Source organism: Amycolatopsis roodepoortensis (assembly GCF_014873915.1).
Taxonomy (GTDB): Bacteria; Actinomycetota; Actinomycetes; order Mycobacteriales; family Pseudonocardiaceae; genus Amycolatopsis; species Amycolatopsis roodepoortensis.
In genome coordinates this window covers 376,098-394,630 of the sequence record NZ_JADBEJ010000004.1, presented here as the reverse complement: position 1 = coordinate 394,630, position 18,533 = coordinate 376,098, and the positions used below count along the sequence as shown (strand labels likewise).

At 66.2% G+C, this 18,533-nt stretch carries 15 protein-coding genes, 2 tRNA genes and 1 pseudogene; 14 read left to right on the top strand and 4 right to left on the bottom strand.

Features of this window, described 5'->3' with window-relative positions; genetic code table 11:
- A complete protein-coding gene (locus H4W30_RS12420; protein ID WP_192742985.1) occupies nucleotides 1-771 on the top strand; it encodes a fumarylacetoacetate hydrolase family protein in 771 nt (256 codons plus the stop codon).
- Nucleotides 772-831: 60 nt separating this feature from the next.
- Here H4W30_RS12420 and H4W30_RS12415 read toward each other — a convergent pair whose 3' ends face one another.
- The gene (locus H4W30_RS12415; protein ID WP_192742984.1) at nucleotides 832-2,070 is read right to left on the bottom strand and encodes an FAD-dependent oxidoreductase; all 1,239 of its coding nucleotides are present in this window, start codon (nucleotides 2,068-2,070) and stop codon (nucleotides 832-834) included.
- Nucleotides 2,071-2,613: 543 nt separating this feature from the next.
- Here H4W30_RS12415 and H4W30_RS12410 point away from each other — a divergent pair.
- The 3 genes from H4W30_RS12410 (at nucleotide 2,614) to H4W30_RS12400 (ending at nucleotide 3,675) form a co-directional block, all read left to right on the top strand.
- Nucleotides 2,614-3,348, top strand: a complete 735-nt coding sequence (locus H4W30_RS12410; RefSeq protein WP_192744081.1) for an HAD family hydrolase — start codon at nucleotides 2,614-2,616, stop codon at nucleotides 3,346-3,348.
- 51 nt (nucleotides 3,349-3,399) lie between these two features.
- Nucleotides 3,400-3,471, top strand: a tRNA-Gln gene (locus H4W30_RS12405).
- 131 nt (nucleotides 3,472-3,602) lie between these two features.
- A tRNA-Glu gene (locus tag H4W30_RS12400) sits at nucleotides 3,603-3,675 on the top strand.
- Between the two features lie 878 nt (nucleotides 3,676-4,553).
- Here the strand turns inward: H4W30_RS12400 and H4W30_RS43690 are convergent.
- Both H4W30_RS43690 and H4W30_RS12390 read right to left on the bottom strand, forming a co-directional pair.
- Nucleotides 4,554-5,303, bottom strand: a pseudogene (locus H4W30_RS43690) (recombinase family protein); the annotation flags it as partial.
- A 269-nt stretch (nucleotides 5,304-5,572) separates the two neighbouring features.
- A complete protein-coding gene (locus H4W30_RS12390) occupies nucleotides 5,573-5,824 on the bottom strand; it encodes a hypothetical protein (protein ID WP_192742983.1) in 252 nt (83 codons plus the stop codon).
- A gap of 430 nt (nucleotides 5,825-6,254) precedes the next feature.
- Between H4W30_RS12390 and H4W30_RS12385 the strand changes: the two genes are divergently transcribed.
- The 8 genes from H4W30_RS12385 (at nucleotide 6,255) to H4W30_RS12350 (ending at nucleotide 14,880) form a co-directional block, all read left to right on the top strand.
- On the top strand, nucleotides 6,255-7,100 hold the full coding sequence (locus tag H4W30_RS12385) for a helix-turn-helix domain-containing protein (RefSeq protein WP_192742982.1): 846 nt from the start codon (nucleotides 6,255-6,257) through the stop codon (nucleotides 7,098-7,100).
- Between the two features lie 65 nt (nucleotides 7,101-7,165).
- Nucleotides 7,166-7,411 (top strand): hypothetical protein, encoded by a 246-nt coding sequence (locus H4W30_RS12380; RefSeq protein ID WP_192742981.1) that lies wholly within the window; start codon nucleotides 7,166-7,168, stop codon nucleotides 7,409-7,411.
- On the top strand, nucleotides 7,408-8,355 hold the full coding sequence (locus tag H4W30_RS12375; protein ID WP_318780596.1) for a conjugal transfer protein: 948 nt from the start codon (nucleotides 7,408-7,410) through the stop codon (nucleotides 8,353-8,355). The genes H4W30_RS12380 and H4W30_RS12375 overlap by 4 nt, the downstream gene beginning before the upstream one ends.
- An 8-nt stretch (nucleotides 8,356-8,363) precedes the next feature.
- Nucleotides 8,364-8,609, top strand: a complete 246-nt coding sequence (locus H4W30_RS12370) for a hypothetical protein (protein WP_192742980.1) — start codon at nucleotides 8,364-8,366, stop codon at nucleotides 8,607-8,609.
- An 80-nt stretch (nucleotides 8,610-8,689) separates the two neighbouring features.
- The gene (locus H4W30_RS12365) at nucleotides 8,690-9,085 is read left to right on the top strand and encodes a hypothetical protein (RefSeq protein WP_225949302.1); all 396 of its coding nucleotides are present in this window, start codon (nucleotides 8,690-8,692) and stop codon (nucleotides 9,083-9,085) included.
- On the top strand, nucleotides 9,085-11,649 hold the full coding sequence (locus H4W30_RS12360) for an ATP-binding protein (protein WP_192742978.1): 2,565 nt from the start codon (nucleotides 9,085-9,087) through the stop codon (nucleotides 11,647-11,649). The genes H4W30_RS12365 and H4W30_RS12360 overlap by 1 nt, the downstream gene beginning before the upstream one ends.
- A gap of 61 nt (nucleotides 11,650-11,710) precedes the next feature.
- Nucleotides 11,711-13,735: a hypothetical protein gene (locus H4W30_RS12355; RefSeq protein WP_192742977.1), complete on the top strand. Its 2,025-nt coding sequence runs from the start codon at nucleotides 11,711-11,713 to the stop codon at nucleotides 13,733-13,735.
- Nucleotides 13,732-14,880, top strand: coding sequence for a C40 family peptidase (locus tag H4W30_RS12350; RefSeq protein ID WP_192742976.1), 1,149 nt, complete (start codon nucleotides 13,732-13,734; stop codon nucleotides 14,878-14,880). The genes H4W30_RS12355 and H4W30_RS12350 overlap by 4 nt, the downstream gene beginning before the upstream one ends.
- A 74-nt stretch (nucleotides 14,881-14,954) precedes the next feature.
- Here the strand turns inward: H4W30_RS12350 and H4W30_RS12345 are convergent, their stop codons facing one another.
- Complete coding sequence (locus H4W30_RS12345; protein ID WP_192742975.1) at nucleotides 14,955-15,467, bottom strand: hypothetical protein; 513 nt, start codon at nucleotides 15,465-15,467, stop codon at nucleotides 14,955-14,957.
- Nucleotides 15,468-15,836: 369 nt separating this feature from the next.
- Between H4W30_RS12345 and H4W30_RS12340 the strand changes: the two genes are divergently transcribed.
- Complete coding sequence (locus H4W30_RS12340) at nucleotides 15,837-16,334, top strand: hypothetical protein (protein WP_192742974.1); 498 nt, start codon at nucleotides 15,837-15,839, stop codon at nucleotides 16,332-16,334.
- Nucleotides 16,335-16,405: 71 nt separating this feature from the next.
- A complete protein-coding gene (locus H4W30_RS12335; RefSeq protein ID WP_318780595.1) occupies nucleotides 16,406-18,532 on the top strand; it encodes a type IV secretory system conjugative DNA transfer family protein in 2,127 nt (708 codons plus the stop codon).
- The last annotated feature ends 1 nt before the right edge of the window (nucleotide 18,533 follow it).

Genomic DNA, 18,533 nt, shown 5'->3' with positions numbered 1-18,533 from the left:
GTGCGTCTAGCCCGAATTGCTCATCCCGGTGGTGTCGCGTTCGCTTCGATCGAAGGGGACGGCGACGACGCCCAGGTACTGGAAATCGCCGAGCACCCCTTCGGCAACCCCAACTTCACCGGCAAGCGCTGGCCGCTCGCCGACGTCCGGCTGCTCGCGCCGATCCTGCCGTCGAAGGTGATCGCGGTCGGCCGGAATTACGCCAAGCACGCGGCCGAGTTCGGCAACGAGGTCCCGCAGGACCCGATGCTGTTCATCAAGCCGTCGACCACGGTGATCGGTCCGAACGTGCCCATCCGCCGCCCGCGCGGCGTCGGCCGCGTCGACTTCGAGGGCGAACTGGCGATCGTCATCGGCCAGCCGGTCAAGAACGTGCCCGCCGCCCGCGCGGCGAGCGCGATCCTCGGCTACACCGTGGCGAACGACGTCAGCGCGCGTGACCTGCAGAAGTCCGACGGCCAGTGGGGCCGGGCGAAGGGGTTCGACACCTTCTGCCCGCTGGGCCCGTGGATCGAGACCTCGCTCGACGCGGCCGACCTCGCGCTCAAGTCCGAGGTGGACGGTGTCCTCAAGCAGGACGGCCGGACGTCGGACCTGGTGCACAAGATCCCCGAGCTGGTCGAGTTCGTGTCCGGCGTGATGACCCTGCTGCCCGGCGACGTCATCCTGACCGGCACGCCCGAGGGCGTCGGCCCCATCGAGGACGGCCAGTCGGTCTCGATCACCATCGAAGGCATCGGCACGCTGACCAACCCGGTCCAGGACGTCTAGCGCGCGATGAACGGGCCGGTCCTTTCGCCAGGACCGGCCCGTTCGCGCGTTCGGGACCGTTCAGCTCCCGGCCGGCTCCATCGCCCGCCGCGCGAAGGCCGGGGCGTGCTCGGGCCGCAGTCCCAGGCCCAGCAGCCGCGCGGGGACGTAGGACAGCACGGGGAACCGGCCGAACAGTTTCACCATCGCCGCGGGCGGACCGTTGCGCTTGCCCGCCATCACCGGCCCCATCACGTTCTTGTGCAGCATCCGCTGAAGCCCCTGCACCAGCATCGTCGGCGCGAGACGGCGCTTGCGGACCTTCGCCAGCTCCGCCACCGACGGCCGTCCTCGGCGCAGCGGCGCGGCGAGCAGGGTGGCGGCCGCGACCGCGTCCTGTACCGCGAGGTTGATGCCGACCCCGCCGACCGGCGACATCGCGTGCGCCGCGTCACCGATGCACAGCAGCCCGTCGACATGCCACTTCCGAAGCAGATTCATCTTGACGTCGAGGAATTTGACGTCGTCGGTCGTCTTCAGCTCGTCCACGCGGTCGGCCAGTTCGGGGAGGATCGCGGCCACGTTCTCCCGGAACGCTTCGATGCCCTTCTCGCGGAGGTCGCCACCCTTGGGGCTGAGGTAGGCGATCTGGAAGTAGCCCTTGCGCGGGAGCGGCACGGCGAAGCGGCGATCCCGCATCTTCGGGGTCAGCATGCCCTCCTGTTCGCCGTCCCGCCGCGAGATCCGGAACCACCACGCGTCGAACGGGATGGGGTACTCCTTCGTCATCAGTCCGGCCTCGCGGCGGGCCAGCGACCAGCGCCCGTCGGCGGCGATCACCAGGTCGGCGCGTAGTTCGCCGGTCTTGCCGTCGGCGTCGCGGTAGCGGACCCCGCTCACCCGGCCCTGTTCGAAGATCAGCCCGGTCATCTCCGTGCTTTGCCGCAACGTGAACGTGGGCTCCTTCGCGCCGGCGTCGGAGAGCAGGTCCAGGAAGTCCCACTGCGGGACCATCGCGATGTACGGGTGCGCCACCTTCAGGCGGGTCAGGTCGGCCAGGCGCATCATCGTGCCGTCCTCGGCCGGGAAACCGGCGTAGCAGATCTCGCTGTGCGGCAGGTTCAGGAACTTCTCCCCGAGACCCAGCTCGTCGAGCAACGTCAACGTCGACGGGTGCACGGTGTCGCCGCGGAAGTCCCTCAGGAAGTCCTTGTGCTTCTCCAGCACCGTGACCTCGACCCCGGCCCTGGCCAGCAGCAATCCGGCGACCATGCCCGCGGGGCCACCGCCGACGACCACGCAGTTCGTGCGTTCGCTCATCCGTCCCACCCCTTCGGAACCCTTATTCATCACTTGTTGAATAAGCTCAGCATGCACCTGCCCGACCGGCGCGTCAAGCGCCATCCGGGCGGATACGCCGTTCGGGCTATGACCGGGGTCTCACCGGTCCGTGTACCGGACCGACCGTCCACAAAGGACGATAAAGGGACGGCGAAAAGTCCCGGAAGGACGGCGATCGTGGAAACGCCCTTGTGGACGGTCCGCGACTCGAAGCCGGGTAAGGAATTCGTGGTCGTCACAGGGTGTGCGCGCCGCGAATCGGGCCAGGTGCGCCGGGTTCGCATTTCACCCGGCCGCCCGCGTTAGCCGTTGGCCGGTAACTAAAACACGACATCTCACCAACTGGGAGTAGAGTGCCCGCGCCGGAACAGACGAGCCTTTATCACCTCATCGGCAGAGTCGCGATCGCGCTGAGTGCCCTAGCCTCACTTGGTGGATTTCGCTCTCGTGCCCCGGACCCCGTCACGAACCACGCCGGACGCTCCGGACGGAGCGCCGTGGGAGCCGCCGGAGTTACGGTTGGTGTGCCTCGACATCGATGACACGTTGATCGACTGCACGGCGGCGATCCGGCTCAGCCTCAGCGCGCTCACCGGCCAGAACGACCTTTGGCCGCTGTGGGATCTCATCACCGAAGAGCATGTCGCGCTGGTGGTGGCGGGCGAAATCGATTACGCGACCATGCATCACAAGCGTACTGAATGTTTCCTGGCCGAGATCGGCATTTTGGCCGACGAAGACCAGGTCAAGGGCTTCGAAAGACGTCGTCGTGAAATTCTCACCCGTTCGTGGCAATTGTTCGAAGATGTCCTCCCATGCCTGGAATGGTTGAGAGCCGCGGGCGTCCTCGTCGCCGCCGTCACGAACGCCTCCGGCGCGCATCAGCGCAAGAAGATCGCCGACCTCGGGCTCGCCCGGTTCTTCGATCACGTGGCCATCGCCGGTGAACTCGGAGTAGCCAAACCCGACCCGGCGATGTTCCACTCGGTCTGCCTCGGCCTCGGCTGCGACCCGGCCCAGGCGGTCCACGTCGGCGACAAGCTCGACACCGACGCCATCGGCGCACGCGACGCCGGCCTGGGCGCCGTGTGGCTCGATCGGGACGGCATCGCCGAGCGCGCCCCGGCGGGCGTGCACACCATCTCGGGCCTCGACGAGCTACCTGAGCTGCTCGTTTCCGAGTTCGCGAAGCTCGGCGTCCCTGCTCAGCGCGCTACGGAGACCCCCGCTTTCACGGTGCGGAACAGCGTGCTCTAGTATTCTTTCTCGTGCGGCACCGAGCCGGTCAAGATCGGAACGGTACCTCACTGGGGTATGGTGTAATTGGCAGCACGACTGGTTCTGGTCCAGTTAGTCTAGGTTCGAGTCCTGGTACCCCAGCTGGAGAACTCTCCGGAGTGAAACACAGAGTGACCCCCCTGCGAAGGCGGGAAACCCGGTCTGGTAAGTTTCTCCACAGCAACACAGCAGGTGAACAACTGAAAACCTCCTTCTGAAGGAGGAAGTTCCTAGCCCCCGTCGTCTAGCGGCCTAGGACGCCGGCCTCTCACGCCGGTAGCGTGGGTTCGAATCCCATCGGGGGTACGCGCAGCTTCCACCCAAGAAGTCCCGACCGTTGAGGTCGGGACTTCTTGCATTTCGGTGGAGCTCATCACGTCGTTGATCCTTTCTGCGGTTACCGCTGTGTCCGGTACCTGTTCGACCGGCAGTTTGATGGTAATCGTCACCTGGTCACCCGCACCATGGACCTTCACGGTGAGCTGGGTGATTTCGAAGAGTTGGCGTAGCAGGGCCTGAGGCGCCTTGGCCAGATTGACCTGGAGGTGCGGGAGCCCTTCGAGGCGGTTCAGGTCTGATGAGGTGGGCTTTGTCGGCTGTGTCTTGTCCTCAGCGTCGAGATGAGCGAGCGCGGCCAGTGCCGCGGACTTGTCTTCCTCCAGCTTGTTGTAGTTCTGCCGGAGCGCCTTGGCGAACGGGTCGTCCGGTGCGCCGTCCTGAGCCTGGCGCAGAACGGAGTCTTGCCGACGGGCCACATCTGCCAGTTGACGTTGAAGGCGTTCCCGTTCTGCTCGGCGCTCCTGAGCAGCACTGTCGTCCACAGTGGCCAGATCAGCTTCGATGATGCCTCTCCTGGCTGGACTGAAGAGCCGGTCGGCGTAGAAAGCTGAAACGGCTTCGAGTAGTTCGTCCTCGCGGAGCCGGATAGCTGCCGGGAGACCGGCGTGAGGTCCGGAGGCGCCGCGGTTGTTCTTGCCCGGCCAGCACAGGTAGTAGAAGAGCCGGTTGTGTTTTGTGTCACCAGCCATGCGCCGTCCGCAGCTATGGAAGACCATGCCGCGGAAGAGGTAGGTGCGCTCGGCCCTGGGGTTGGCGTTCGGTTGGGCGTCCGCACGCGACCCTCGCCGAGCTTCGAGGCGGCTGGTGAGCTCGTCGAACATCCACTTCGCGATCAAGGGCTCGTGGACCGGCTTCGGTGACCACACCCACTTGAACGGCTCGTTGACCTTGCCTCGCTTGGACGTGGTGGCGCGTCGATTGAAGACTTGATAGCCCGTGTACTTCGGGTTCTGTAGAACCCCGGCTACGGAGCTCTTGCTCCAGGCGCCGCGGGTGCGAGACTTGCTCGGCGCGGTTGGCGGCGGGTAGCGCTCGAGGTCGGCATTGAGACGGTCCGCGATGGTGTTGTAGCCGAGACCTTCGTGGTATCTCCACAGAGCGATCTGGGTCACGGTCTCGGCGCGTACGCCGTCCGGTTCGAGACGAGACTTGGTCTTGCCCTTCTCCGCTTTCGCCGGGCTCGGGTGGGGGACGACCTTGGCCTTGTAGCCGTACGGCGGCTTGCCGATGTTCCAGCCGTCTCGCACGTGGGTGCACAGGCCACCCCAGGACTGTTCGAGGGTGTTGAGGACCTCGTACTCGGCGATGGACTGATTGATGCGGCGCTGGAGGACGCGCTGAGCGCGGCTGCCGGAGAGGGTGATCGGTTCGTTCGACGCGAACAGCGGGACGTCCGCCCGCTCCAGTTCCCGCTCGACAGACAGGCCCTCGAAGGCCCTGCGTGCCACGCGGCTGATGCCCTCGCAGATCACTACGTCGAACGTTCGTGTGCGGCTCGGCGCCTGTATGAGCAAGTCCGCGATTCCGCCTGCGCGCGGGACAGGGATGTCGAAGCGGTCGTAGTCCGCCCCGCGCCCCCGGTCCCCGAGCTCCATGCGGCCGGATTCGACGTCGTAGAAGTGCGCGACGATGACCCAGGACTCGGGTATCGCCGACTTGCAGTTGGCCAGCTGGCGCAGCATCGATTGGCGCGGGTCTTGCAGGTCTTCTGTGGACGTTCGCCCCAGGAACGCGACGCGTACTTCATCGCGGAGCAAGGCTCCGGGCATGCCCAGTGGCGAAACCGCGTAGTCGGAGAGGCCGGAGGGGCCAGAGACGAAGCGGTCGGGCGCTGGAGGGTTTCCAGCCTCTTGCTCGAAGGTGGTCATGTCGATGTTTCGTCCTCGGAGGTCGCCGCGCCGGGTTGGTGCACGGCCCAGTGGAGCAACTCGCCGATCAAGGAGTTGAGCTTCCTGCGGAGACGATCGCCTTCGGTGGCGGAAACCATTGCGACGTAAGCAGAATATCGGCGATCGCCAGATTTGAGTGCTTGATCGTAGCACCAAACCGGCTGCTCGAACGACGCTTCGAACGGCTCGCGTGGTGTTGGAAGGTCGAAGTTGCCGGCACTGTCCATGTCGTACCCGCCCCAGTTCTGCCGAGACGTGCTCAGCTGTCGGCGAGACACGTCGCACGCAGGGCGACGAATCCAACGAGATCGACAGAGACATGTACTTGGGTGCTCGGTTCCATTCAGCGCGGATGTCGCGGGTCGACCGGCGTGCGGTCTCGGGCCCACGGTGGGCGATCGAGACCGTGTGAGACCTGGTCTCGATCGGCGAGAGAAGTGACGAGACCTGCCCGGCTTTCGTCTCGAGGGCGTGCTCCAAGTCTCGATTGAAAGCCCGTTACCCGAAGGTCTCGTGCCCAATCCTGTGCAGCGGGTGCCCCGATCGGGTGGTGATCCACTTGCTCCACGGCAGGGGCAAGCATCTGGGCCAGGAAGTGGGCGAGGGGTGGTTTCGAGCCTCGTGGCGATCTTGTCGCCGCTCGAAGGGGTCACCACGATGTCCGCCACCTCCAGCCCGCTTACCGCGCTTCAACGTCAGTTCGCTCACCCGAAGTCGCGCTCGCGATTCGACACCGCTCTGAGTTCCTGGTCAGCGCAAGACCCCGCCCTGGAAGGCGTCGGTTCTCACGAGCGGCTTTCGGAAGTCCTCGCCAGCCGTGACTACGCGCGCCACGACGAAGTTCTGTACGCGCTGTTGCAGCGGGCCGCGCTCGCCGGAGCTGAAGGTGTCGTCGCTGGGGAAGTCGTGCTGAACGCCATGTCGCCCGCAGTGCCCCGCGTCGTCGGACGGGTCATCCGGGCGAGCCGGGCGGTGATTGGCACTTTCGGAGCCCGTCGCGGTGTCACCGGAGGCGGAGTCTCGGCGAACGAGGCCAACGCTGATGTCCAGTCCGCGGTCATCGGTCACTTGTGGGAGCAGATTCGCTGTTACCCACTTCGGCGACGGCACCACGTCGCGGCCAACTTGGTCTTCGACACTCAAAGGGCCGCGCTTCGCGCACTCGGTGTCGACATCACTCAAGTCTCCGCCGAGGTCGTGACCACGGACGACGGTGCGGTGTCTCAGCCGCTGGCTGAGATACCGGCTGAGAAGGGCGCGTCTGAGGAGTTGCTGGAGCTGCTGGCCTGGGCGGTTGAGCAGCGGTGGCTCGACGAACAGGAAGCGGCGATCCTGACCGCTCGGTACTTCGGAGAGCAGATGGGCCGGGACGGAGTCGCGACCGACCGGCAGCTCGGGACGCTGTTCGGCGTGAGCCAGCCGACGGCGACGCGGCGGCGGAATCGAGCGCTCGGCGCGTTGGTCGAGGCTGGTCGTGAATGGCAGCGCTCCGGCCGCGGATGAATCAAAGGTCGGCGGGGCTGGGCGTGTCTTGAGCACCGCAACCTGCCAGACCTCAGGGAGCTTCCGTGACCGGACCCCGTGCCGACCTCGCCCCCGGTGAACTGCTCATTGCCCACGCTCGTGTTCGGGCGAGGGATCTGGGGCGGCGCCTTGAGTCGACGATGGTCGATCGGCAGTTGTACGACGAGCTCCGGCGTTTCCTCGATGAGGTCGGTTTCCCGGCCTGTGATGCCTTCGACGCGCTCGCCGGTTCTGACGATCGAGAGTTGCGCAAACGCCTGCATCAGGTGCTGGGGATCGAGGCGCGGTGAAGAAGCGTCGCGAGGGCCGAATCGCACAGGCGATTCCCGATGCTCAGCTGGAGTCCGTTGTCCACACCGCGGCTCGGCGGATCGGCTGGCTGCTGGGGTGGTGCGTGATCGTCGCGAGCCCATTGGCCGTGGTCGTGGGCCTGGTGGTGCTGCGCCCAAACGCACCGTCTGACGTCCCGAGCTCTGAGCGCCTGCTCGAGGCCAGCGAGCCGCAGGGTTGGGCGGAGATGTATGTCCGGTCGTGGCTGTCGGCCAACCGTGACGACTCTGCCGGGTTGGAGGCCTTCTACCCGGTCGGGATGAAGTCGACTCGTGCGGTCGGCACGCAGATCCCGGTCGACACCAGCACGTTGTCGGTCGTGTCGCAGCGGCCGGGCGCGTGGTCGGTCATGGTCGCGGCCAACATCTTGGTTCAGCAACCCGACGGCCGGCACCGAGCGAGGCTGCTCTGCGCCGAGGTCAGCCTCGTCGGAGGTACTGGTGGCTATGTCGCAGCGTCGCTTCCGGCGCCAGTGGCGTGCCCGCGCACGCTCGATGCGGTCGAACTCGGCTACCCAGAGATCGCAGAGCTGACCGGACCGATTGGTCAATCAGTGCACGGCTTTCTCGCCGCGTACCTCGTCGGCCGAGGGGAGCTGAACCGCTACATCGCGCCAGGGACGAATATCGGCGCGATCGCTCCACCGCTGTACGCCGAGGTCCAGCTGCTGGAGCTGCGTACTCACGAGTCGTTCGAGCCCGGCCAGGCGGCCCGGCCGCTGGACGGAACCGAGGTTCACGCAACCGTTCGAGCCTGGGGATACGACGCACTTGGGCAGGTCACCACGATCGACTACGCCATCACCCTCGCCGCGCGGGCAGGGCGTTGGGAAGTCAACCGGATCGACCCGGCACCGCTGCTCGCCGGGACATCGGCGACGTCCTCGAAACTGCCTGGCGAATAGGAGAAGAGATGTCGACCATCGTACTCGCAGCCGACGTCAAGACCTGGATCGATACCAATCTCGCCTGGGGTGACCAGGCGGTCCGCCGCCTGATCCTGCTCGCGGCCGTCGTGGGTGGCATCGGCCTGCTGATCGGGACACGGGGCAACTTCACCCGCTCGATCAAGTACGGCGTGATCGCCGCGGTCTTCCTCGGTATCCTGCTCAACCTCGATGGCGTCTCGGGCATGTTCGGCGCCTGGTTCACCAAATGACCGCGCAACGCGCGCACGGGGATGTCCTTATTGGACGGTCGTACACGAGGTCGCGCCGGTTTCCACGGATGTTCGGGCGGATGCCGGGCCGGGACGGCGGATATCTGCCTGGCGGCCCGTACACGCTCACTCAGGGCGTGGTCTTCCTCGTTCTTCTGCTGGTCGTCTGGAAGCTGCCGCTGCTGGACTGGCTCGGCCCGGCGCGCTGGGGCGTGCCGCTGTTCGCGATCGCGGTCCGCCGCGCGCGGATCGAGTCGCGGACGCCGGCCAGCTGGCTGATCGGCCTCTTGTCACATCTGCTCGCTCCGTCTTCGGGCATGCTGGCAGGCCGGTCCTATCGGCCGGAGCGGCCGGTGTCGTGTACGCCGCGTTTCCACCTGCATGGCGTGGATTTAGCTGTGGACAAGGCACGACAGCCTGCGGATAACGCCGTACCGAAGTCGTCACTGCAGCGGCTGCTCGCCGGAGCCCGGTGATGGACAACCAGATCCAGGACATCAGCGGCAACCTGGTGTTCTGCACGGATGGGTCGGTCTGGGCAGTGTGGCGGGCATACCCACGCGAAAGCGCCCGCTCGACGGGAAAGCAGCTGCACGAGCTCTACAGCCGCACCGTCACGTTGATGAAGTCCCTGCGCGGCGAGGTGATGCTGGCGTCGCTGTGTGAACAGGTCCAGCCGCACGCGATCATCCGGCGCTGTCTCGGCGGTATCGACCTCGACGACAACCCGCACTGGGCGGAAACGGTGCACAACGCCTGGGACCAGCTCGACGACCTCGACGTGCTAGGCCGCAGCTATTGGATCGCCAAACCCCTCGCCGGCAGTGGCTGGCGCGACGGAGGCCGCACCCTGCTGCGAGCCGCAGGAGCGGCAATGAGCGCGGGACTCGGCCTTCCGCCGCGACCCGCGTCGGCTCAAGCCGTCGTTGAGGCGCAGGACCTGGCACGCGTCATCGAACACGAGCTCGGTGGCGCGATTCCGCTTCGTCCCGCGACGGAAGCTGAGCTGCTGTGGTGGTTGAGCCGCGCTCCGGTCCGGGGCGTTCGCGAGCCTCAGCTCGAACGCGCGTCGACCGTGCACAACTCCGGCGCGACGCTGTCGCGTGGCCGGAGCCGTGCTCGGCTAGTGACGTTGCGAGGGACCGTGTTCGACGAAGGCGCCCGCAGCGACGAAGGCAAGCGCCTGGGAAACCCGCTGCAGGTCTTGAACAAGCGGTTCCTCAAGTGCGTCACGCCGGACGACGACGGGCTCATCGCGAGCTATCAGGCCTTTGTCGTACTCGCGGAGATGCCCCGCGCTTTCAGCTTCCCCGGGCACGAGATTTTGTCGCGGCTGGCGAACATCGGCTTCGGAGTCGACTACGCCCTGCGCATCGCGGCAAAGACGAACGACGAGGCTCGCGCGGCCAACCGGCGCCGCACCCGTGACCTGATGAGCCAGGACGACGAACACGGCGGAGACACCGCGGGCGTCCCTGCCGACGTTCACTCCGCTCAGGAGGAGATCCAGCACAAGAACGCCCGCCTCGGCGCGAGCACCACCGAGATCGAACTCGAGGTCGGCGTCGTCGCGTGCGTGTGGGGTGCCACCGCCGGCGAGTGCGACGCACGGGCCAAAACGTTGCGGCAGATGTTCTTGGGCGGCGAGTACAAGTGGGAGCGGCCGCTCGGTGGACAGAAGCAGCTCTATCAGGCGCTGCTCCCCGGCTATCGGACGCCGCTCGTTGTGCGGGAATGCAGCCAGAACGTCCTCGCCAGCGACTGCGCGATGCTGCTCCCGATGTCGTCCGCCGAGTTCGGCGACCCGAGCGGCGCGTTGTTCGGCATGGTCCTGGACGGCGGCGCGATCACCCCGTTCCTGCTCGACCCGACTTACGGGCCGACCCACGACTCGTCCGGGGGCGTCGCGGTGATCGGCGAACTCGGCTCCGGGAAATCGGTCGTACTGAAGAACATCGCCGCCGTCGTCCGGCTGATGCTCGACGGTCGCGTGATCGCCATAGACCGCACTCGGAGCCGCGAATGGGACCCGGTCGCTAGAGCGCTCCCGGGCAACTGCCAGGTGGTCGACATCATCGATCCCACGCTCGACAGCGAACGTGCCGCGAACGCCGAGCTCCGGTACTCCTGTGATCCCCTGCGGGTCTTCCGTGGCAAGACGAAGTCCAGCACCGGCATCGCCGAGACCTTCTTCGCCTCCTGGCTGGACCTGGAGTCGAACTCGGCTGAACGTGACGCGCTCGGTCGCGCCCTCGATCAGGTCAGTGGTACGCCGACCGCGTCCAGCAACGGCCTCATCGACGTCCTCACCGACCATGGCGCTGCGGATCCGGCGTCTCGGGGCCTCGCCGACCGACTACGGCGCCTTCGCCGTGACCCGATCACCCGGTCGATCTTCGATCCAGACCTTGAGCCCGTCGACGTGCTCGCCGCCGACATGGTGGTCTTTTGCACCAACGAAGTGCCGCTTCCGAACACCCTTGAGATGAGCAACGAGCGCATGGCCGCCCGTATCCCGCCGCGGAAACTGTTCGGCCGTGCCTTCCATCTGCTGATCGCCGCGATCGCCAAGGAGATCTGCTTCGGAACCCAGCGGTGGGGCCAATTCATCTGCGATGAGGCTTACAACGTTACCGGCACTCCCGAGGGCCAGCAGATCGCCTTGGAGTTCGTCCGAGATGGGCGCAAGCACGGCGCCGACGCTGCCTTCGGCTCGCACTCCGAAAGCGACCTCGGTGATGAAGTCCTTCGCGGCCTGATCGCCGTCCGGATGCTCGGCCGGCACCGCGACAGCGGTCTCGCTCGACACGGGCTCGCGTGGCTCGGCGTCGATCCCGCTGACACCCGGTATCAGGAGATCGTCACCAAGGAGCTCTCACCGCTCAATCCCGCGGGCGGCGAAGAAGAACGCCAAGCGCGCGCCGGGGAGTTCCTGGTCCGCGATCACGCCGGACGGGTCGGCAAGGTCAAGATTCTGACTCAGCCCTATCGGACGCTGCCTCAAGCCGTTCTCACTACGCCCACCGTCCGGCGCCCCTGAATCAAACCCGCTGGTACGCGCCATGTCTCGGGCACCACCGGTGCGATCTCGGGAGACGTTCATGACGCTCAACGCGCGTGCCGCGAAACCTCTCGCGTTCGCCACCATCGTGCTCGTCCTACTGCTCGGCAACGCCGCACCAGCCACCGCTCAAGTCGTGCCGCTGCCACCGAACGAACCGCGGCCGTGCCAGCCGTACCCGCTGTGTCTCGTCGTTCCTGATCCGCGCGCTCCGCAGCCGACTCCATCGACCTTGGATCGCCCCGATCCGGATGCGCCGAGCCTGCCCTTGCAGGACGACCCCGGGCACGCCGCTCACCTCAAGGGCATGTTCACCATCGACGACGGCTACGGCCGCGACCTGCGCAACTACGACCTCTTCGCCAACCTGCCGTGGCTGGTCAGCAATCCCATGCCGACGATCTGGCTCTGGCTGGCGAACATGGGCTTCGCCGTGGGCAAGTACGCGCTCGGCTTCTCCGTCTGGTTCACCGAATGGTCCATGACCGCCGGCGTCGTCGACTGGATCAAGGCACCCGCGCAGGACCTCGAGAAGATCTGGCAGACCACCGTAATCGGAGGCTTGAAACTTCGAGAACTGGCCCTGCTCGTCGCGACCTGCTACCTCGGGCTGCTGTTCATGCGCGGTCTCACCACACGAGCCTGGCGCGAGACCGTGTCCACGATCGCGATCAACGTCCTGGCCATCGCGATCATCACGCACCCCGTCGACTTCCTCGTCGGCGACGGGGGAGTGCTCAGCCTCAGCCGAGAACTCGGCACCGACGTCAGCGCAGTGATCATGGGCAAGCAACCCGGCGGCACCGGAAACCCGGCGGCGCCGATCGGGCAAGTCCTCATCGACAACCTGCTCATCGCGCCCTGGGAGACCCTCAACTACGGGACGCCGGTCTCCGGCAAACAGGGCACCGGCGCCTGCCAGTACTCGATCAAACAGATCCTCGACCAGGGTCCCTGGTCCGGCAAAGACAGCACACCGGCCCGCGAGCTGGCCGGATGCCCTAGCGAGTACGGCAAATACAACGAGGTCGCCGACGGCGACCGCATGCTCGGTGCCTGGCTGTACGCCGTCGCGATGATCCTGTTCGCGATCCTCACCATCTGCCTCAACGCGATCCAGATTCTTGCCCCGTACTTCCTGCTCTTCGAAGGCCTCCTGCTCAGCCTCGCCCTGATCGCCGCCCTGATCCCGCAACTGCAGCACCAGCTGGCCTACCGCATCAGCTCGATCGCCGGAACCATCGCCAAGCTCCTGATGGGCATGTTCTTCATCGCCGTCATGACCGTTCTCCTGCGCTCGCTCATGCTCGCCGACCTCGGCCCGCAACTGGTCAAGTTCGCCGTCATCGACATCGTCGTCTTCTCCGGCTTCCTGTTCCGCAAAAGGCTCATGGCGAACCTGCAGCGGATCCGGTCCAGCGTCAACACCGGTGTCCAGCGACTCGGCAGGCCACGTAGCGGGCCGAAATCCATGCCCTCGCCCATCGTCGAGCCTGGACCGCACCGGATCAGCCGCACGATCAAGACCAGCGCCGGCGCCTTCACCGAAGCCATCGCGCCAGCGAACGACTTGAAGAACCGGCTGGTGACCGCGAGCAAAGTCGGCGGGAAGGCTGGCAGCAAGGCCGTCTCCTTCACCCTGGGTGCCCCGGTGTCCTGGCCTGCCGCCGCCAACCGCGCGCACACCGCCCTCACCACACGGGGCACCGCCGCCAAGGCAGCGCTTGGGCGCAAAGCGGGCGCAGTGAAGGCCTACGCCTCTACCTACGCCGGAAACATCGGCGCCGCCGCAAGCCCGCTGGTGAATGTCGCGACCACCGCGGCGTCGGTTCTCGGTAACCGCCGTTCATCTGGCGAGTCGCCGGTTGCGCCTCAGCCCGCCAGGATTTCGGCCACTCCCGAGTTCACCGGGACCGACCTCGCGGCTCCCGCTCCCGACAGCAGAGCACCGAGAACTCCACGCAGCCAGAGCCCGGAGCCGACACCGCTGCCGCCCGGGATGCTGCCGATCACGCCGACGTGGTCGCAACGCCTGCGTAGCCGGTTGAACGAGCATCGGTCATGAACCCGCTGCTCGCCCTCCACGTCGCCGAGCATGTCCGCAACGAGGTCCGCGAACATCCGAAACGATGGGGCTGCCTCGCTCTCTTTCTCCTGTTCGGGCCTGCCACTGCCTGCGTGCTCGTCGCTGTCTTGATCATCGTCGTCATCGCCGGGGGAGCAGACGGATCAAGCTCGACGCCAGGACACGTGCCCGGCATCCCGGACATCATGCTCACCGCCTACCAGCAGGCGGCTCAGCGCATCGGCGGCATCAGGCCCGCCTGTGCCGGGATGCGCTGGACGATCCTCGCAGGCATCGCCGAAGTCGAATCCCGCCACGCGTCCGGCCGGACAATCGCGCCCAACGGGGACATCAGCCCACCGATCCTCGGCCCGCCTCTCGACGGCAGCGGCGTTGGAGGCAACCGCACTCCCATCCGAAATCCCGACGGAACCTTCGCTCGCGCCGTCGGCCCGTTTCAGTTCCTCACGACCACCTGGGCCAGCGTCGAACAAGACGGCAACGACGACGGCGTCCGCAACCCGCACAACGCCTTCGACGCCGCTCTCGGCGCGGCTGCCTATCTCTGCGGAACCGGTCCCCGGGACCTCAAGGACCAAGGGCAACTCCGGGCAGCGCTCCTCCGATACAACGCCAGTCAGGCCTACGTGGCCCAGGTGCTCGCCAACATCGAGCGATACGACGCGGTTGAACTCCAACCGCCGGTCAACGCCTCTGGAGCAGCGAAGGCGGTCATTGACGCGGCAATGTCACAGCTCGGCGTGCCGTACGCCTGGGGCGGCGGTACGGCTGCCGGGCCGAGCCGCGGGATCCGGGACGGCGGCGTCGCGGACCGGCACGGCGACTACAACAAGATCGGCTTCGACTGCAGCGGTCTCGTCCTCTTCGCTTACGCCAAGGTCGGCATCACCTTGCCACACAACAGCCGAGCACAGTTCGTTTTAGGAACACGTGTGCCGAAGGAAGCTGGGCTGCATTCTCTGTATCCGGGAGACCTAGTTTTCTATAGCCCTGGACTTATCCACCATGTGGGTATCTACGTCGGTGACAAAAAGATGATCAACGCGCCCTATTCGGGCTCCGAAGTCCGAATAGACGAAATTGTTTTGGATGAATATGCAGGCGGTAGTCGCCTAATGCGCTAGCCACTGATTTGCGCTTATCTCACCTTGTGCAGTTTATTGAGGCTGAGGTAGTTACTCGAACCGGCATGCGTCGGCTACTCTGATGCCAACGGTTCGTCGTCCAACTGCTCTAGTAGGTCCTGTGCTGACGTGGAGGTCGGGGCGACGACCTGGTCCCGTGCTAAACGTTGGATATCTTCACGGGCACTGCGCACGGCAGCGACGATCGCGTCTTTGGTGCGGATCGTCGAGCCTGAGGGATCGATGAACTCCTCACGGTCTACCCCGAATGTCAGGCATTCGACGAGGATTTCCAGGGCAGACCAGCGCGGCCAGTCCCGCAGCTCGCGAACTACACGAATGAGTAGTGGAACGGCCGGGACGGCGGCCGGATAGAGGCATCCGGCGTGGTTGTTGCCGATGGCGAACAGCATCCTGTTGTAGGCATCCCGCCCTTCCTTTTGGTTGGAGGCGGCCACCAGGATCCTGAACGCCTCGGGCACGTCGTCGGATCGGTACCATTGCTCGGAGGGCGGCATCGAATAGCCGCGCCAGTCGACCTTGTAGGCAGCCTGAAGGATCTTGCCGCTCGCGGGATCGTGTGACACGTCCTATTGTCACACAGCGCGAATCGAGCCTGCCCACACGACCGCATCTGACGGTTGCCCAAGACTGGCCGCCCAGTGCCGGGTGAAGGTGGCTTGCAGGGCGACAAGACGACAGGGGCCGATCCGGGCGCTACGGGTACCTCAGCCGCTGCTGGAAGTGGGTGGGACCGGCAGGGCAAACGCTTGGCAGGCGGCGTCGCCTGCATGAAAACGTGGCCGCACGCGCATGCCTTGTTCATGAGTATTGGGCTGCTTGTACATCGAGGCGTTGCGGTCGACCCAGCGGGTGGCCGTTCGTTCGCGATTTTGTTGGCTGGTGACAGAGGTGCTGGTCAGACCACATGGGCACGTCCTGTTCGGAATGCCGACTTGTTCCCCCATGGCCGTCAGGCCATCCAGGGAACCAGCGCGCCGAAGGCGCTCGATCTCCACCACGTGCTCAGCGAGCCCGCGCTGTGGTGGGTGACCACGGCGGTGGTCGCGATCTTGATCGCGGTCTTCGTCCTCCACCGACACTTCCGTTCCCGCCACCTCCGCTCCAGAGTCAGTTACGACCTCCTCCCGACCGCCACGTTCGACCCGTCGCTCCAGGGCGTTCTGGCGTTCGCGCACCAGCTCGGCCGGGTGCGCCCGGTGCACGGCTGGGTGCCGAAGGCCGCGGTCGGTGTCCGGGTGCGGTTCAGCACCGACGAGGTGTTCGGGAAGCTGACGATGAGCGTGGAGGGCCGGGAGTCGATCACCGGCGTGATCAACAAGCTGACCTACCCGGAAGTCGAAATCCGCCGCAACGCCGACGACCGAGGAGATGTCTCCCGGAACCACGGACGAGGGCGAAGTGACCTCCGTGCGGGCGGGGGAGCACGATGAACTTCTTGCGAGATCTCCGGGCACACCGAAGCGAGGAGACTTCTCCTTCGGCTGAGGGAGCGAAAGTACATGTGGCACGCGCCGAGTTGGTTCTCGCGCGCCCGGCTCACCTCGCGCTCAAGGCGCTGCCGCTACGGCCGGACGACCCGCTGCAAGCTCTGGCGAACGCGCTGGGCGACGTTCGGCCCGACCTCGGCGAGAAGGTCGACGTCTGCCTCGACCTGATTCCGCTGACGCCCGCGAGGATCCGCCACCTCGCTCGTGAGACAGCCAAATCGGAAGGGACAGTAGGTCGGGCGCTCGTTGAGGCCGCAGGCGAAATTGTCGGTGAGTTCGCGCCGACGGCGCGCGGCGCTCGCCGGCCTGCGGTACGAGCGGTTGCGCCGGTACCGAACAAGTTCGCCACGGACGAGCCGGTCTTCGCGGTCCAGCTGCTGATCCGCTGCCGGTCGGAGATCCCCGGCCGCGCTGAGGCGCATCTGCGCAGCGTGATCGGCGCCTTCGACGTCTACCGCGGCGACAACTACTGGCGAGCTCGAGGGCCGCGCGTGCTGGGTTGGCATTTCGGCGCGGACACGGTCCTGATCCGCAGGTTGTTCGACCGACGCTTCGACACCGGCTTGGCCAAGCCGCGCAGCCGGTCCTACGTGACGGCCAGCGAGGTCGCGGCGCTGCTGAAGCCGCCATCCGGGCGTTGCCTGTCGCCGGTGATCGCCCGCAGCCGTGGCTGGGTCATGCCCGCTCCCAGGGAGATCCCGCGGTACAAACCCGGCGCGGGCTTGGTGCGGCTCGGCTATGTCACCGACCTCAACGGCGAGGACCGGCTCGTCGGGGTCCCGGTTCGAGAGCTGCTGTTCTCGGCGCGGTTCGGGAAGGCCGGCTTCGGCAAGACCGAGGAAGCGCTCGCGCAGGCGATCGAGATCGCCCGGCTCGGCGGCGGGGTCTGGTTCCTGGATCCACATGCTGACGGCTGGAAGCGCGCGAAACCGTATCTCTCGGATCCTGAGCTGCGGAATCGGCTGTGGGAGATCAACCTCGACGTCCGAGGAAGAGACAAGCGGCTGCCCGGCTGGAACCCGCTTAGCATGCAGGGCTTCTCCGAAGAGGACATCGAAGACCGCGTCGACGCCGTGGTCACTTCGTTCGCCACGGCGCTGGGATGGGGAGACTCTGCGCCGAGGGCGAAGTCGATTCTGACCAAGGCGTGCGAGGCGCTCTGCTATCTCGCGATGCGGCTGCCCGCCGAGTGCGCGCCCACGATCTTCCAGATCCCGACGCTCCTCGACGACGACTCCTGGCGTGACGAGGTCTTGCGCGTCCTGAAGCCGAGCATCCGGCGCTACTGGACGGACTCGTTCACGAAGCTCGCACCGGACGCGACCACGGTCGTCACGAACATCATCAACCGCCTGCGCACCAGCCCGACATTGTCAGCCTTCCTCGGCTCGTCGGTCACGACGTACAACGTCCGCCGGGCCATGGACACCGGGAAGATCGTGTTCGTCTGCACCACCGGCACCGGCGAGACGAACAAGCTGATCACCTCGTTCATGATCTACGACCTGTTCCGTGCCGGCCGCTCGCGCGCGGACACACCGGTCGATCAGCGCCGCAGGTGCGACGCCTTCGTCGACGAGCTCGCCGCGGTCGACGGCGCGTCGCGCGGATATCTCGCCGCGATCCTGGAACAGCTGCGGAAGTACCGCGTCGCGCTGCATGCGATGAACCAGATGCCTGATCGGCTCGCGCCGGAGACCCGCAGGGCGCTGCTGCAGAACCAGTCGCTCCTGATGACCAGCGCCGCGGCGATCGACGGCGCCCGGACCGTGGCCCGCGAGTACGGAGGCCTCGTCCAGCCCGCGACGATCACCGAACTCGAGCAGTTCCACCACGTCGTCACCGTGACGCTCGGAGGCCAGCGCACCACGCCGTTCAAGATCCGCGGCCTCCACGTGGACGACGAATTCGCGGACTACTTCCACCCCGAATGGAACGACGACGTCGACCGATGCCTCGACCGGAATCTGACCCGCAGGCCGATCGGCGAGGTACTCGACGAACTCGAGGACCTCGACGCCCGCATCCTTCACGCCTTGCGTGGCAACCAGCCGACCCCTCGTTCGCGACGCGGGCGGCCTCCCTCCCGCGGGAGCGGCGCAGGCGTCGAGCTGCCGGCACCCGAGTCGACGGTGGAGTGAC

Bases quoted from the DNA above. Each gene is read 5' to 3' on its own strand.
- H4W30_RS12415 (WP_192742984.1), bottom strand. From the start codon at position 2,070: ATGAGCGAACGCACGAACTGCGTGGTCGTCGGCGGTGGCCCCGCGGGC.
- H4W30_RS12390 (WP_192742983.1), bottom strand. From the start codon at position 5,824: ATGGACAGTGCCGGCAACTTCGACCTTCCAACACCACGCGAGCCGTTC.
- H4W30_RS12385 (WP_192742982.1), top strand. From the start codon at position 6,255: ATGTCCGCCACCTCCAGCCCGCTTACCGCGCTTCAACGTCAGTTCGCT.
- H4W30_RS12370 (WP_192742980.1), top strand. From the start codon at position 8,364: ATGTCGACCATCGTACTCGCAGCCGACGTCAAGACCTGGATCGATACC.
- H4W30_RS12365 (WP_225949302.1), top strand. From the start codon at position 8,690: ATGCCGGGCCGGGACGGCGGATATCTGCCTGGCGGCCCGTACACGCTC.
- H4W30_RS12360 (WP_192742978.1), top strand. From the start codon at position 9,085: ATGGACAACCAGATCCAGGACATCAGCGGCAACCTGGTGTTCTGCACG.
- H4W30_RS12355 (WP_192742977.1), top strand. From the start codon at position 11,711: ATGACGCTCAACGCGCGTGCCGCGAAACCTCTCGCGTTCGCCACCATC.
- H4W30_RS12350 (WP_192742976.1), top strand. From the start codon at position 13,732: ATGAACCCGCTGCTCGCCCTCCACGTCGCCGAGCATGTCCGCAACGAG.